This is a genomic window from Achromobacter sp. DH1f (genome assembly GCF_000633435.1).
Classification (GTDB): Bacteria; Pseudomonadota; Gammaproteobacteria; order Burkholderiales; family Burkholderiaceae_B; genus Achromobacter; species Achromobacter deleyi.
In genome coordinates, this window is the sequence record NZ_AYMF01000024.1 from 15251 (window position 1) to 28406 (window position 13156).

At 67.6% G+C, this 13156-nt stretch carries 15 protein-coding genes; 2 read left to right on the top strand and 13 right to left on the bottom strand.

Annotated features, from left to right (window positions below):
* Position 1: 1 nt before the first annotated feature.
* From U858_RS0119320 to mltG, 4 genes are read right to left on the bottom strand one after another with little or no spacing between them, the layout of a single operon-like run.
* Positions 2–772, bottom strand: a complete 771-nt coding sequence (locus U858_RS0119320; protein ID WP_025138806.1) for a TatD family hydrolase — start codon at positions 770–772, stop codon at positions 2–4.
* Positions 773–821: 49 nt separating this feature from the next.
* The gene (gene holB / locus U858_RS0119325; protein WP_025138807.1) at positions 822–1871 is read right to left on the bottom strand and encodes a DNA polymerase III subunit delta'; all 1050 of its coding nucleotides are present in this window, start codon (positions 1869–1871) and stop codon (positions 822–824) included.
* A complete protein-coding gene (gene tmk, locus U858_RS0119330) occupies positions 1868–2491 on the bottom strand; it encodes a dTMP kinase (protein ID WP_025138808.1) in 624 nt (207 codons plus the stop codon). Before tmk ends, holB begins: the two co-directional genes overlap by 4 nt.
* Complete coding sequence (mltG, locus tag U858_RS0119335; protein ID WP_025138809.1) at positions 2488–3627, bottom strand: endolytic transglycosylase MltG; 1140 nt, start codon at positions 3625–3627, stop codon at positions 2488–2490. Before mltG ends, tmk begins: the two co-directional genes overlap by 4 nt.
* Before the next feature lie 157 nt (positions 3628–3784).
* Here mltG and U858_RS0119340 point away from each other — a divergent pair, with 157 nt between their 5' ends.
* Positions 3785–4783: a folate-binding protein YgfZ gene (locus U858_RS0119340; protein ID WP_025138810.1), complete on the top strand. Its 999-nt coding sequence runs from the start codon at positions 3785–3787 to the stop codon at positions 4781–4783.
* A gap of 19 nt (positions 4784–4802) precedes the next feature.
* Here the strand turns inward: U858_RS0119340 and U858_RS0119345 are convergent, their stop codons facing one another.
* From U858_RS0119345 to U858_RS0119375, 7 genes are all read right to left on the bottom strand, one after another.
* Positions 4803–5492 (bottom strand): VIT family protein, encoded by a 690-nt coding sequence (locus U858_RS0119345; protein WP_025138811.1) that lies wholly within the window; start codon positions 5490–5492, stop codon positions 4803–4805.
* Positions 5493–5550: 58 nt separating this feature from the next.
* The gene (locus U858_RS0119350) at positions 5551–5988 is read right to left on the bottom strand and encodes a PaaI family thioesterase (protein ID WP_025138812.1); all 438 of its coding nucleotides are present in this window, start codon (positions 5986–5988) and stop codon (positions 5551–5553) included.
* Between the two features lies 1 nt (position 5989).
* Positions 5990–6880: a 3-hydroxyisobutyrate dehydrogenase gene (gene mmsB / locus U858_RS0119355; protein WP_025138813.1), complete on the bottom strand. Its 891-nt coding sequence runs from the start codon at positions 6878–6880 to the stop codon at positions 5990–5992.
* 91 nt (positions 6881–6971) lie between these two features.
* Positions 6972–8147 carry an enoyl-CoA hydratase/isomerase family protein gene (locus tag U858_RS0119360; RefSeq protein ID WP_025138814.1) on the bottom strand — a complete coding sequence of 392 codons (1176 nt, stop codon included), beginning with the start codon at positions 8145–8147 and terminating at the stop codon, positions 6972–6974.
* Positions 8144–9298, bottom strand: a complete 1155-nt coding sequence (locus U858_RS0119365) for an acyl-CoA dehydrogenase family protein (protein WP_025138815.1) — start codon at positions 9296–9298, stop codon at positions 8144–8146. The genes U858_RS0119360 and U858_RS0119365 overlap by 4 nt, the downstream gene beginning before the upstream one ends.
* 221 nt (positions 9299–9519) lie before the next feature.
* Entirely contained in the window at positions 9520–9867 is a 348-nt protein-coding gene (locus U858_RS0119370) for an RnfH family protein (RefSeq protein ID WP_025138816.1), read from the bottom strand.
* A complete protein-coding gene (locus tag U858_RS0119375; RefSeq protein ID WP_006223413.1) occupies positions 9857–10291 on the bottom strand; it encodes a type II toxin-antitoxin system RatA family toxin in 435 nt (144 codons plus the stop codon). Before U858_RS0119375 ends, U858_RS0119370 begins: the two co-directional genes overlap by 11 nt.
* Before the next feature lie 109 nt (positions 10292–10400).
* Here U858_RS0119375 and smpB point away from each other — a divergent pair, with 109 nt between their 5' ends.
* Complete coding sequence (smpB, locus tag U858_RS0119380; protein ID WP_175194351.1) at positions 10401–10949, top strand: SsrA-binding protein SmpB; 549 nt, start codon at positions 10401–10403, stop codon at positions 10947–10949.
* Between the two features lie 20 nt (positions 10950–10969).
* On the opposite strand, the gene U858_RS0119385 is transcribed toward smpB, so the two are convergent.
* Both U858_RS0119385 and U858_RS0119390 read right to left on the bottom strand, forming a co-directional pair.
* Positions 10970–12160, bottom strand: a complete 1191-nt coding sequence (locus U858_RS0119385; RefSeq protein ID WP_025138818.1) for a GGDEF domain-containing protein — start codon at positions 12158–12160, stop codon at positions 10970–10972.
* A gap of 26 nt (positions 12161–12186) precedes the next feature.
* Positions 12187–13113, bottom strand: a complete 927-nt coding sequence (locus tag U858_RS0119390) for an SPFH domain-containing protein (protein ID WP_025138819.1) — start codon at positions 13111–13113, stop codon at positions 12187–12189.
* Between the last annotated feature and the right edge of the window lie 43 nt (positions 13114–13156).

A 13156-nucleotide genomic window follows, 5' to 3' on the forward strand; every position in this document is an offset into this window, starting at 1 on the left:
ATTATCTCTTTATCTTATTGAAAAGATTAAAGAAATTTTCCGTAGAAGCCTTGGCTACCTCGGCCACGCTGATGCCCTTCAGGTCGGCGATCTTCTCGGCCACGTGGATCACCTTGGACGGATCGTTGATCTTGCCACGGTACGGCACCGGCGCCAGGTAGGGCGAATCGGTCTCGATCAGCAGGCGGTCCAGCGGCACCTTGGCGGCCACCTCGTGCACGATGTGCGCATTCTTGAACGTCACGATGCCCGACAGCGAAATATGGAAGTTCTGGTCCAGCGCCGCCTGGGCCACTTCCCAGGTTTCGGTGAAACAGTGCATCACCCCGCCCACGTCGGCCGCGCCCTCTTCGCGCAGCATGCGCACGGTGTCTTCGGCGGACGAACGGGTATGCACGATCAGCGGCAGCCCCACGTCGCGCGCGGCGCGGATGTGGCGGCGAAAGCGCTCGCGCTGCCAGTCCAGCGGCTCGGACAGCCGGTAGTAGTCCAGCCCGGTCTCGCCGATGGCCACCACCTTGGGGTGGGCCGCCAGGCGCACCAGTTCGGCGGGTTCGGGGTCGGGCGTGTCTTCGTAGTCGGGGTGCACGCCCACCGAGGCCCACAGGTTGGCCTGTGGCTCCACCAGCGACATCAAGCCCGGCCATTCAGGCATGTTGACGCTGACCACCAGCGCGTGGGTCACCTGGTTGGCGGCCATCCGGTCGAGAATGGCCGGCAGGTCGGCGGCCAGCTCGGGGAAATTCAAATGGCAGTGGGAATCGACGTACATGGAATTCGGCTTCGGATTGCGCCGCCCGGGCGGGCCGGACGGCGGCGGGTTACGCCTGGCAGGATAGCACCACGCGCTGCAGCGTCGCGTGGGCGAAAAGCTTGGCATTCAGGGGGTGGGTGGCCAGCGCCCGTTGGCGCGTGAGCCAGCGGGCGGACTCGGCCACGCGCGCGGTGTTCATACGGGCGGCCACCTGGGCCACGCCGGCAGCCAGCGCCGGGAAGTAACGCACCGGCGCGCCGGCCGCGGCCAGCATCAGGTCGGTGTACAGGCGCTGCAACGCGTCGATCCATTCGGCGGGCGCGATCTTTTCCAGCGCTTCGGCCAGGGTGCCGACATCGGGCGCCTGGCCCTTGGCCAGCGGGCCGATCAATTGGGTCAGCCACGGCGGGCAAGCGGTTTCGGCGTGCTGCGCCAGGCGCAGCGCGGCCAACGGCGCCCCGCCCGCGGCGGCCAGCCATTCGCGCGCCGGCTCCACGTTCTGGTCGCGCAGCCATTGCAGCGCGGTGTCCGGGTCCGGCGCCGGCAGCGGCAGGCGGCGGCAGCGCGACACCAGCGTCGGCAGCAGCCGGTCGGGCGCGTCGGCCACCAGCAGGAAAACCGTGTGCGGCGGCGGCTCTTCCAGCACCTTGAGCAAGGCGTTGGACGACACCACGTTCAGCGCGTGGGCTGGGTACAGCAGCGCCACCCGCCAGCCGCCCCGGTGGGTGGCCGTGTTGAACCAGGATTCCAGCGAGCGGATCTGGTCGATGCGGATTTCCTTGGACGGCGCCTTCTTAGCGGCGCCGGTGGCCGGCTCGGCGTCGTCGGACGCTTCAGCGGCATCGGCGCCCTCTTCGACCGCCACGGCCTCGGGCCGGATGCGGCGCAGGTCGGGATGGTTGCCGCTGGCGAACCAGGCACAGGCGGCGCAATGGCCGCAGGCCAGGCCGTCTTGCGGGGTTTCGCACAGCAGGCTGGCGGCGGCGGCAATGGCGAAGTCCAGCTTGCCGATGCCGGCCAGGCCGTGCACCAGCCAGGCGTGGGCGAAGCGGTCGCGGTTGCCCAGCCAGGCCCGCGCCGTCTCCATCTGCCAGGGCAGGAACTGAGGTGCGCTCATGGGCGGGCTGCCACCAGCTCGCGCAGGCCGGCTTCCAGGTCGGTGCGGATTGCGGCGATGGTGCGGGTCGAATCGATCACGCGGATGCGGCCCGGATCGGCCGCGGCGCGCGCCTGATAGGCCGCGCGGGTGCGCTCGAAGAACGCGGCGCCCTCGCGCTCGAACCGGTCGGGTTCGCGCGCATCGGCCAGCCGCGCCCGCGCCACGTCCAGCGGCACGTCGAACAGCCAGGTGCGGTCGGGCTGGCCCGCCTGCATCCAGGTTTCCAGGGTGGCGACGCGCTCAGCGCCCAGGCCGCGGCCCCCGCCCTGGTAGGCGTAGGTGGCATCGGTATAGCGGTCGCAGACCACCCAGGCGCCGCGCGCCAGCGCCGGCTCGATGACCTGGCGCGCATGTTCGCAGCGCGCCGCGAACATCAGCAGCGTTTCGGTGTCCAGGCCCATCGTGTCAGTCAAGACCAGTGCGCGCAGCTTTTCGCCCAGCGGCGTGCCGCCAGGTTCGCGGGTCGAGACGACCTCAAGGCCCTGCCCGCGCAGGAAATCGGCGATCCAGTCGGTGTGGGTGCTTTTACCTGCGCCGTCCACTCCCTCCAGCGTGATGAAGCGTCCGCGTGAGGTCATTGGTCTTGTCCTTGTGCTGGTGCCGGATCGGCGTCCGGCGTCGAAGTGGGGGCCTGGGCCGGCGCGGCGGGTGCCGGGGTGGGCGCACCCGCGGGCGCGGGCGTGGCCGCGGCGGGCCGGCCCGCCGGGGTCTGGCCCAGGATGTAGCGAGACACGTTGCGGTTGTGCTCGTTCAGGTTCACCGAGAACTCGCTGGTGCCGTTGCCCCGCGATACGAAAAACAGGAATTTATGCTGCTCGGGCTGCACCGCCGCCAGCAGCGCCGCCCGGCCGGGGGCCGCGATGGGCGTGGGCGGCAGGCCCGGACGCGTGTAGGTGTTCCAGGGCGTATCGGTCTGCAGGTCGCGCTTGCGGATGCGGCCCTGGTAGGCGTCGCCCATGCCGTAGATGACGGTGGGGTCGGTCTGCAGCAGCATGCCGATCTTCAGGCGGTTGGTGAACACGCCCGACACGCGGCGGCGTTCCGGCCCATGGCCGGTTTCCTTTTCGATGATGGACGCCAGCACCAGCGCTTCATACGGCGTGGCCACCGGCAAGTCGGACTGGCGCTTGGACCAGGTGTCGTCCAGGATGCGCTGGCCTTCCTGGTAGGCGCGGCGCAGCAGGTCGAAATCGGTGCTGCCCGGCGTGAAGATGTAGGTATCGGGGAAGAACAGGCCTTCCGGATGCTTGATATCGGACCCCAGGCGTTCCATCAGCGCTTCATCGCTGATGTCGCCCAGCGTCTGCTTGACGTCCGGGTTCTCGCGCAGCGCCTGGCGGATCTGGCGGAAGGTCCAGCCTTCCAGGAAGGTGATCTGGCGCTGGGTCATGTCGCCGCGCGCCATGCGTTCCAGCAGCAGCCAGGGGGTGTCGCCATTGATGGCCTGGTAGCCCCCGGCCTTGATCAATTTGTCTTGCTCGGTCAGCCGCGCCATCCAGACAAAACCGGGCTCCCAGACGGGCACGCCCGCGGCGTTCAATGCGCGCACGACGGTGCGCGGGCTGCTGCCCGGGTCCACCACGAAATCGATCCTGTCGGCCGACAGATGCAGGGGTCGGTGCATCCAGCTCCAGGCGGCGCCGACCGCGGCGGCGGCAGCCAGCACGAGCAGCAGGAATGACCACAGGACGTAAAAACGGAGTCGCTTCTTCATAAGTGTGGGGAGTTTAATGGATCGCGCGGCCCTGTCGCGGCCAAACCAGGGCCAGAGCGCGTATTGCGCCCCTTTGCTTGTCCAGGACATGGGCCTCGATCAGGGGGAAGGCGGCTATCATCAAGCCTTTGATGACGAGTCACGGGCCTTTGCCGCCATGCATGCTTTCTATTCTTCGATCCCTGTGCGCGCGGAAGGTTGCGCCCAATGCGCGCCTTTGGAAGATTTTTCCGTATTCGCCGCTGCCGGCGCCGACGCGCTGACCTTCCTGCATGGCCAGTTGACGCAAGACGTCACCGGCCTGCCCGTCGATGCCGCCCGCCTGGCCGGCTACTGCACCGCCAAGGGCCGCTTGCTGGCCACCCTGGTGATGTGGCGCGGCGCCCCCGCCGCCGACGACGCCCCGCAACTCTACGGCCTGGTGCGCCAGGACTTGTCGGCCGCGCTGATCAAGCGCCTGTCCATGTTCGTGCTGCGCGCCAAGGTCAAGCTGGCCCCCGCCCCCCTGCATGTGGCCGGCGTACAGGCCGACGCCGCCCAGGCGGCCGCGCTGGAAGCCGTTGCGGGCGCCTTGCCGCGCAGCGCCTGGCAGCGCGTCGACCTGCCGTCCGGCACCTGGATCGCCGCGCCCTCGGCCGACGCCACGCTGCGCTGGTGGTGGATCGCCTCTGACCAACAACTGGCCGCCGCCGCGCCGCTGGCCGCCACGCTGGGCCTGGCCCCCGCCGCGCAATGGCACGCCGCCGACCTGGCCGCCGGCATCCCCTGGATCACCACGGCCACGCAAGACGTCTTCATTCCGCAGACGGTCAACCTGGACCTGATCCAGGGCGTGAGCTTCACCAAGGGCTGTTATCCCGGCCAGGAAGTGGTGGCGCGCAGCCACTACCGCGGCACCGTCAAGCGCCGCATGGCCTACGGCACCATCGCCGACGCCGGCCTGGCCGGCGGCGCGCTGGCCGGCACCGACGTGTTCGATGCCACCCAGCCGGGCGAACCCACCGGCCGCGTCGTCGATGCCGCCGCGACGCAAGGCGGGGTGTCGGTGCTGTTCGAAACCACGCTGGCCGCACTGCCTGAAGGCGACCTGCGGCTGGGCGCGGCCGACGGCCCGCGCATTGCAGCCCAACCGCTGCCCTATTCGATCACGCCGTAATTCCGGCGCCGGCCGGGCTTTACACCACCGTGCCGAACAAGGCGCCCACCCCCGCGGTGGCCGCCATCGCCAACGCCCCCAGGATGGTCACGCGCAGCGCCGCCGGCCCCTTGGGCGCGCCCCCGGCGCCCGCCGCCAACGCGCCCAGGGCGGCCAGACAGGCCACCGACGCGCCGATCACCCACAGAATCAAATGCGGCATGGGCGTCACCGCGGCCACGGCCAGCGGCAATGCCGCCCCGCCCGCGAAAGACGCGGCCGAGGCCACCGCCGCCTGCACCGGGCGGGCGCGGTTGTGCACCGAAATGCCAAGCTCGTCGCGCGCGTGGGCGTCCAGCGCATCGTGGCGCGTCAGTTGCCGCGCCACCTGTTCGGCCAGGTCCGGCGACAGGCCCCGGTCCACGTAGATACCGATCAGTTCTTCCAGCTCTTCGTCGGAATTGCGCTTGAGCGAACGTTGCTCAAGACGCAGGTCTGCGGCCTCGGTATCGGCCTGCGACCGCACCGACACGTATTCGCCCGCGGCCATCGACAAGGCGCCGGCCACCAGGCCGGCCAGGCCCGAGGTCAGCACCGCGCCGTGCGTGGCCTGCGCCGCGGCGACACCGGTGATGAGGCTGGCGGTGGACACGATGCCGTCATTGGCGCCCAGGACGGCGGCGCGCAGCCAGTTGCTGCGGAAGATGCGGTGGTGTTCTTTCGAGGGCATTGCCGAAGACCTGTTCAAGGCGCGACAAAACTTGCGGCGGATGCCCGCCGCAAGCGGATCAGCGCGGCGTCACGCGCACCGCGGTGAGCAAGCCTATCACGCAAAGCGTGGCTTGTTCGCCCTCGTACGCATGCACCTCGACCTGGCAGATCGACAGCCGTTTGCCTGGCTTGACCACGCGGCCGCTGGCCACGTAGCGGTCACCCTTGGCGGGCGCCAGGAAGTTCATCTTGAACTCCGAGGTCAGCACGTCTTCGCCCGGCTGGAACAGGCTGAAGGCAGCATAGCCGCCGGCCGAATCGGCGATGGTGGTGGAGATGCCGGCATGCAGGAAACCATTCTGCTGGCACAGGTCCTGCCGGTAAGGCAGGACGATGTCCACCCTGCCCGGCTCGACCACGTCCAGGCTGGCCCCGATCAGCCGCATGATGCTCTGCTGGTCGAAGCTGGCCTTGACGCGTTCGGCGGGGTCCGCGGAAGACGGATGCGCCGCCATGTCAGTCCTGTTCGCGCTTGACCAGGTTGACGATGCTGGAGAAGTCCAGCTTGCCCGAACCGCCCGAGCTGTGCAGCGAATACAGGTTGCGCGCCAGCTCGCCCAGCGGAATCGAGGCGCGCGCCGACAGCGCGGCTTCGGCCGCCAGGCCCAGGTCCTTGAGCATCAGGTCCACGCCGAAACCGCCGGCATAGCCCTTGGAGGCCGGCGCGTGTTCCATCACGCCGGGCCACGGGTTGTAGAGCTCGGTGGCCCAGTTGCGGCCCGAGCTCTTGGCAATGATGTCCGACAGCACCTTGGGGTCCAGCCCGTTGGCCACGCCCAGCGCCAACGCCTCGGACGTGCCGGCCATCAGGATGCCCAGCAGCATGTTGTTGCAGATCTTGGCCACCTGGCCGGCGCCTGCCGGTCCGGCATGGAAGATGTTCTTGCCCATTTTTTCCAGCACCGGGCGGGCGCGTTCCAGCGCGGCCACCTGGCCGCCCACGATGAAGGTCAGCGTACCGGCTGCCGCGCCGCCGGTACCGCCGGACACCGGCGCATCGATCATGGCGATGCCGCGCACTTCAGCCGCCTGCGCCACCTTGCGGGCCGAATCCGGCGCAATGGTGCTGCATTCGATGACCAGCGCCGAAGACGAAATCTTGCCCAGCAGGTCTTCGCCCAGGTACAGGCCTTCGACGTGCTTGCTGGCGGGCAGCATCGAAATCACGACGTCGGCGCCCTTGACGGCTTCCGACGCCGATGCGGCCGCCTTGGCCCCCGCATCGGTCAAGACCTTGACCGCGGCCGGCATCAGGTCGAACACCGTCAGGCTGTGGCCGGCCTTGACCAGATTCAACGCCATGGGCGAGCCCATGTTGCCCAAACCGATAAACGCGATACTGCTCATGATGTCCTGTCTCCTGTTGCTATTGCTGTAGGTATGAAATCATCGTGTGCTGCGTAATGCGGGCCCGCCGCGCAGGCGCGGCGGGCGAAGATCAGCGGCCTTCCTTGCCCAGGTCGTCCAGCGGATGCGGCTGGCCGGCGGGCCAGGGTTCATCGAAGAACCGCTGCACCCAGGCCTCGGTGGCCATGTCCAGCACCGCGGGGTTCCAGCGCGGATTCTTGTCCTTGTCGATCAGCAGCGCGCGAATGCCTTCGGCAAAGTCGCCTTGCGTCGTGCAATGCAGCGCCGCCACGTATTCGGCGCGGAACACGTCGTCCAGCGACCGCAGCCGCATGCGCTGCTGCAAGGCGAACGACAGGCGCAACGACCCCGGGGAACCGGCCAGCATGGTCTTCGCGGCGCGCGCCAGCCAGGGGTCGGCGTGGTCTTTCAAGGCGGCCAGCTCTTCGACGATCTCGTCCAGGCGGTTGCCGCTGCACACGCTGTTGATCAGGAACGAATGCTGGCGCAGGTTGCCCACTTCCAGCGGGGTCTGCGGTTCCAGCGCGGTCAGCGCGCGGCGCAACAGGCCGTCGTTGATCGAGCGCGGCGGAATCGCGTCTTCGGCGCCGCCCGTGGCCTGGCCGGCCCAGGGTTGCTCTTGCAACGACTCGAGCAGCTTGGGCCAGTCTTCGTGGTTCAGGCGGAAATCCGCCAGCCCGGCGAAGAACGCGTCGGCGGTGCTCAGCTGCGCGCCCGTCAGGGCCAGGAACACGCCGGTGCGGCCCGGCATGCGGTTCAAGACCCAGCTGCCGCCCACGTCGGGAAAGAGACCAATGGACACTTCCGGCATCGCCAGGCGCGAGGTCTCGCTGACCACGCGGTGGCTGGCGCCCATCATCAGGCCGATACCGCCGCCCATGACGATGCCGTGGCCCCAGCACAGCACCGGCTTGGGGTAGCTGTGGATGCGGTAGTCGAGCCGGTATTCGTGCTCGAAGAAGCGGCGCGCGTAGGCGTTGCCCCACGGGCCCTTGCCCGCGTTCTCGGTCATGCTGCGGTACAGGCCGTGCAGGTCGCCGCCGGCGCAGAAGGCCTTTTCGCCTGCGCCCTGCAGCACCACCAGCGCCAGGCCCGGGTCGCGCGCCCAGGCATCCAGGCGCTCGGCCAGCAGGTCCACCATGTCCAGCGACAGGCCGTTCAGGGTCTGCGGCGAATTCAGCGTCGCAATCCCGAAGCGCATCCCGTTGGCAGCGGTTCTTTCTTCGAACAGCACCGGTGCAGTCATCTTATGTCGGCTCCTTTTTCCAACAATTGGCGGGCGATGATCACACGCATGATCTCGTTGGTCCCTTCCAGAATCTGATGTACGCGAGTATCGCGCACCAGACGCTCCAAGGGATAGTCCCGCAGGTAGCCGTAACCGCCGTGGATCTGTTGTGCATCCAGGCAGATCTGGAATCCCATGTCGGTGGCAAAGCGCTTGGCCATCGCGCAATAGGTGGCCGCATCCGGCGCGCCCGCGTCCAGCTTGCAGGCGGCCAGGCGCACCATCTGGCGTGCCGCCACCAGATGGGTGGCCATGTCGGCCAGCTTGAACTGCAGCGCCTGGAACTCGGCCAGGCGGCGGTTGAACTGGCGCCGCTCGTCCATGTAGCGCCGGGCCGCGTCCAGCGCCCCCTGCGCCGCGCCCACCGAGCAGGTGCCGATATTGATGCGCCCGCCGTCCAGGCCCTTCATGGCGATCTTGAAGCCTTCGCCTTCTTCGCCCAGCAGATTGGCCGCCGGCACGCGCACGTTCTCGAACACGATGGGCCGGGTGGACTGACTGTTCCAGCCCATTTTTTCTTCCTTGCGGCCGTAACTGATGCCCTCGCTGTCGGCAGGCACGGCAAAGGCGCTGATGCCGCCCGCGCCCTCGCCGCCCGTGCGGGCCATCACCACCAGCAGGTCGGTATCGCCGCCGCCCGAAATGAAGGCCTTCGCGCCATTGAGCACGTAGTGGTCGCCCTGGCGCTGCGCGCGGGTGGACAGCGACGCGGCGTCGGACCCGGCGCCCGGCTCGGTCAGGCAGTAGGACGCCAGCTTCTGGCCGCTGGCCAACAGCGGGCCCCAGGCCTCGCGCAGGGCTGGCTGGCCCCACTTGCCCACCATCCAGGTGGCCATGTTGTGGATCGTCAGGAAGGCCGTGGTCGACGGGTCCACCGCGGCCATTTCCTCGAACACCAGCGTGGCGTCCAGGCGCGGCAGGCCCAGACCGCCGATGTCTTCACTGGCGTAGATGGCGCAAAAGCCCATTTCGCCGGCCCGCGCAAACGCGTCTTTGGGGAAGATGCCTTCGGCGTCCCAGCGCGCCGCGTGGGGCGCCAGTTCACCTTGCGCGTAGTCGCGCGCGGCCTGCGCGAACGCGCGCTGCTCGTCGGTCAGTTCCAAGTCCACAGCCTGTCTCCTGGTGTTATGGGTATTGTCTGTTGGCGTTGCTGCCGTCTCGTGAACGCCAGCCTGCCGATTTTGACATGACGTTGACGTAAACGTAAGTGCGGTGACGATAATGTTACGCCGGAAGCGGCGGCGGAATTTGTCCTATTGATGACAATGTGGCGGCGGCGCGGCCCCGCCTGCACGGATGACGGCGCCAGGCGCCGCGCCGCACGCCTTCGCTACAGCAGCCCGGCCGGCCGTACCCGCCCGTTGCGGGCAGTCTTGGCGCGCCGGTGTTCGGCGCGGCGGCGGCGTGATTCCTTCGGGTCGAACGACAGGCCGCGGTAGATCTCGACCCGGTCGCCATCGGCCAGCGGCGTCTGCGGCTCAGCCGCGCGGCCAAACACGCCCACGCCCCGCTCCCAGGGTTGCACCACCGGAAAGGCCTGTGCAAAGCCGCTGGCCTGCAGCGCATCGGCAACCGTCGACCCGGCCGGCAGGCGCAGATCGCGCAGCCAGACCTGGGCGGCCAAGGCATAACAGACGCTGACGCCGATCAGGCCATCGGCGGATGCCTCATTCGCCATACTTGGCCTGCGCCCGCTTGGTGAAGGAATCGATGAAGCTGGTGGCGATGCGGTTGAACACCGGCCCCACCACCATTTCAAGCGCACGGTTCGAGAACGCGTATTCCATGGTGAACAAGACCTTGCACGCGTCTTCGGCCAGGGGCTGGAATTCCCAATGCCCCACCAGGCTGGAAAACGGGCCATCGACCAGTTCCAGATCGATGCGGTCCGGATAGACGTGCGTGTTGCGCGTGGTGAAGCGTTGCTTCATCCCCGCGAAACTGATCAGGATGGAGGCCTGCATGCCGTGTTCGTCGCGGGTCTGCACCTCGGCGCCGCCACACCACGGCATGAACTCGGGGTACTTTTCCACGTCGGCCACCAGGTCGAACATCTGGGCGGCGCTGTAAGGCACCAGGACGGATCGCTGTACTTTGTGCATCGACTATCGCAAATGGCTAGAATGACAGGATTTTACCGGCACCGCGCCCTCCAGGCCAAAACGGCGGTAGACAGACGATCGCCAAGTCGGCTGCAAAGCCAACGTCAGCATCGATCTTCCAGTCGACAAAAATTCGACCAACACGTCGGCCGCCCCAACAAGATGGGCCAAGAAAGATGGGCAAAACAAGATGAGCATTATCGATAACCGCAAGGCCACGCACGACTATTTCATTGAAGACCGCTACGAGGCCGGCCTGGTCCTGCAAGGCTGGGAAGTCAAGGCGATCCGCGATGGCCGCGTGCAGCTCAAGGAAAGCTACGTCATCGTGCGCGACGGCGAACTCTACCTGCTGGGCATGCACGTCAGCCCCCTGCCCACGGCGTCCACCCACATCCATCCCGATGCCATGCGCACGCGCAAGCTGCTGCTCAAGGCCGAGGAAATCAGCAAGCTGATCGGCAAGGTCGAACAGCGCGGCTACACCCTGGTGCCGCTGAACCTGCACTACAAGAACGGCCGCATCAAGCTAGACTTCGCGCTGGGCCGCGGCAAGAAGCTGTTCGACAAGCGCGACACGGCGCGCGAAAAAGACTGGCAACGCGAGAAAGAACGCATCATGAAGCACGACACCCGCGCCCCCCGCAAGGCCGACTGACCCCGGCCTGTCGACACCTTCTAGGCCGCCGCCGGCAGCGCGGGCAGTTCCACGACCGCGCCGCCCGGCCCCACGACCCGATTGCGCCCGGCCTGCTTGGCCGCATACAGCATCCGGTCGGCGCGCTCGAAACAGGCTTGCAGGTTCTCGCCCGGCAGCCAGTCCACCACGCCGGCGCTGAACGTATACGCGATCGTGCTGCCGCCGTGCGCACAGGGCGTGCGCCGCACCGAATCCAGCAGCCGGTCCGCCACGTCCATCACCGCGTCGCTGCGCATGTCGGCGAACAGCACGCTGAATTCCTCGCCCCCTACCCGGCCCACGTGGTCGCCCGTGCGCAGCGTGGCGGTGGCCAGCAGGCCGAAATGGCGCAGCACCGCGTCGCCCGCGGCATGGCCATGGGTGTCGTTGATGCGCTTGAAATGGTCGATGTCCAGCACCATCAGCGCCAGCGGTCGGCGCGTGCGCAGCGCCTGGGCGCAGTAACGCTCGGCCTGCAGCCACCACGCCTTGCGCGACATCAGGCCCGTCAGGAAATCGGTGCTGGCCTCTTGCTCGCGCTCGGCCAGCATGCGGTCGTGGATGATCATGATGGTGCCCAGCGTCAGGCAAGGCATTGCCAGCACGCCCAGCGTCATGAACAGGATGTTCCAGGCGGTAGGCGCCAGCAGCGATTCTGCCGGGGCCACGCCCGACGCAAACACCAGCGACCGCAGCCCGCAGGTCAGGCCCGAGATCATCGCCACCGACCACACGAAGTAATAGCTGTAGCGCGAGCGGTTCACCGGCATGCCGCAGCGCACCCCCATGGCAACCGCGAACATGAAACCCATCTGCAGCGTCGACATCGCCACGATGCGCGGCGCCACCTGGCTGTCGATATAGGTGTAGCCGGCCACCACCAGCCAGGCGGCGGCGCAGGCCAGCAGCATCAGACGCCGCGGCACGCGCTGCCCCATCAGGCGGCGGATGCCGGTGTAGTAGGCGCACAGCGCCAGGCCGATCAGCGCGTTGGGCAGCAGGATCGACAGCCAGCGCGGCGCCTCGGTCACCTGCAGGCCGAATAAAAAAAACGCCAACAGCGTGAGCAGGTTGGCGCGTATGGTCTCGGGTATCCCCGCCATGCCGCTGCGTGCCAGGGACCCCAGCACGCAGAGCGAGAGCACCCCCGCCAGCACTGCTATCGACAGCAAATGAACGGGAGCGATCATGGGCGGTGCGCCTTGCGGCGCGCGGGTCAGGTGTTGCGGGTGGACTTCACGATGGTCATGGCGGACGCGATCATGCCGCCGACATCCGCCAGGTTGGCCGGCAAGATCAGCGTATTGCCTTCCTTGGCCACGTTGCCGAAGGCTTCGACGTAGCGCTCGGCCACCTTCAGGTTCACGGCTTCCATGCCGCCCGGCTGGCGCACCGCGTCAGCCACTTGCGTGATGGCCTTGGCGGTGGCTTCTGCAATGGCCAGCACTGCGGCGGCTTCACCCTGGGCCTGGTTGATCTGGGCCTGCTTCTCGCCTTCCGAACGGGCGATGGCAGCTTCGCGTTCGCCGGTGGCGATGTTGATCTGCTCTTGGCGGCGGCCTTCGGAGGCCGCGATCAGCGCGCGCTTTTCACGCTCGGCGGTAATCTGCGCCTGCATCGAACGCAAGATCTCGTTGGGCGGGGTCAAGTCCTTGATTTCATAACGCAGCACCTTCACGCCCCAGTTCAGCGCGGCCTCGTCCAGCGACGAGACGATGTTGCTGTTGATGGAATCGCGCTCTTCGAAGGTGCGGTCCAGTTCCATCTTGCCGATCACCGAGCGCAGCGTGGTCTGCGCCAGCTGCGTGATGGCCGAGATGTAGTTCGACGAACCGTACGAGGCGCGCATCGGGTCGGTCACCTGGAAATACAGCACGCCGTCCACCTGCAGCTGGGTGTTGTCGCGCGTGATGCAGACCTGGCTCGGCACGTCCAGCGGGATTTCCTTGAGCGAATGCTTGTAGGACACGCGTTCGATGAACGGAATCACGAAGCCGGCGCCCGGCGACAGCACGCGGTCGAACTTGCCCAGCCGTTCCACCACCCAGGCATGCTGCTGGGGAACGATGGCGATCGCCCGGATGACGATCAGGATCGCCAGCGCGACGATGACGAGCAGGACGATAGTGGAAGTATCGATCATGATGTAGAGCCTCTTCTGGGGTGAATGCGGTGGCGCTCCTGCC

What these genes read in the sequence shown, in the direction of transcription:
- U858_RS0119320 (WP_025138806.1), bottom strand. Translation starts at nt 772, where the DNA reads ATGTACGTCGATTCCCACTGCCATTTGAATTTCCCCGAGCTGGCCGCC.
- holB (WP_025138807.1), bottom strand. Translation starts at nt 1,871, where the DNA reads ATGAGCGCACCTCAGTTCCTGCCCTGGCAGATGGAGACGGCGCGGGCC.
- tmk (WP_025138808.1), bottom strand. Translation starts at nt 2,491, where the DNA reads ATGACCTCACGCGGACGCTTCATCACGCTGGAGGGAGTGGACGGCGCA.
- mltG (WP_025138809.1), bottom strand. Translation starts at nt 3,627, where the DNA reads ATGAAGAAGCGACTCCGTTTTTACGTCCTGTGGTCATTCCTGCTGCTC.
- U858_RS0119340 (WP_025138810.1), top strand. Translation starts at nt 3,785, where the DNA reads ATGCATGCTTTCTATTCTTCGATCCCTGTGCGCGCGGAAGGTTGCGCC.
- U858_RS0119345 (WP_025138811.1), bottom strand. Translation starts at nt 5,492, where the DNA reads ATGCCCTCGAAAGAACACCACCGCATCTTCCGCAGCAACTGGCTGCGC.
- U858_RS0119350 (WP_025138812.1), bottom strand. Translation starts at nt 5,988, where the DNA reads ATGGCGGCGCATCCGTCTTCCGCGGACCCCGCCGAACGCGTCAAGGCC.
- mmsB (WP_025138813.1), bottom strand. Translation starts at nt 6,880, where the DNA reads ATGAGCAGTATCGCGTTTATCGGTTTGGGCAACATGGGCTCGCCCATG.
- U858_RS0119360 (WP_025138814.1), bottom strand. Translation starts at nt 8,147, where the DNA reads ATGACTGCACCGGTGCTGTTCGAAGAAAGAACCGCTGCCAACGGGATG.
- U858_RS0119370 (WP_025138816.1), bottom strand. Translation starts at nt 9,867, where the DNA reads ATGGCGAATGAGGCATCCGCCGATGGCCTGATCGGCGTCAGCGTCTGT.
- U858_RS0119375 (WP_006223413.1), bottom strand. Translation starts at nt 10,291, where the DNA reads ATGCACAAAGTACAGCGATCCGTCCTGGTGCCTTACAGCGCCGCCCAG.
- U858_RS0119385 (WP_025138818.1), bottom strand. Translation starts at nt 12,160, where the DNA reads ATGATCGCTCCCGTTCATTTGCTGTCGATAGCAGTGCTGGCGGGGGTG.
- U858_RS0119390 (WP_025138819.1), bottom strand. Translation starts at nt 13,113, where the DNA reads ATGATCGATACTTCCACTATCGTCCTGCTCGTCATCGTCGCGCTGGCG.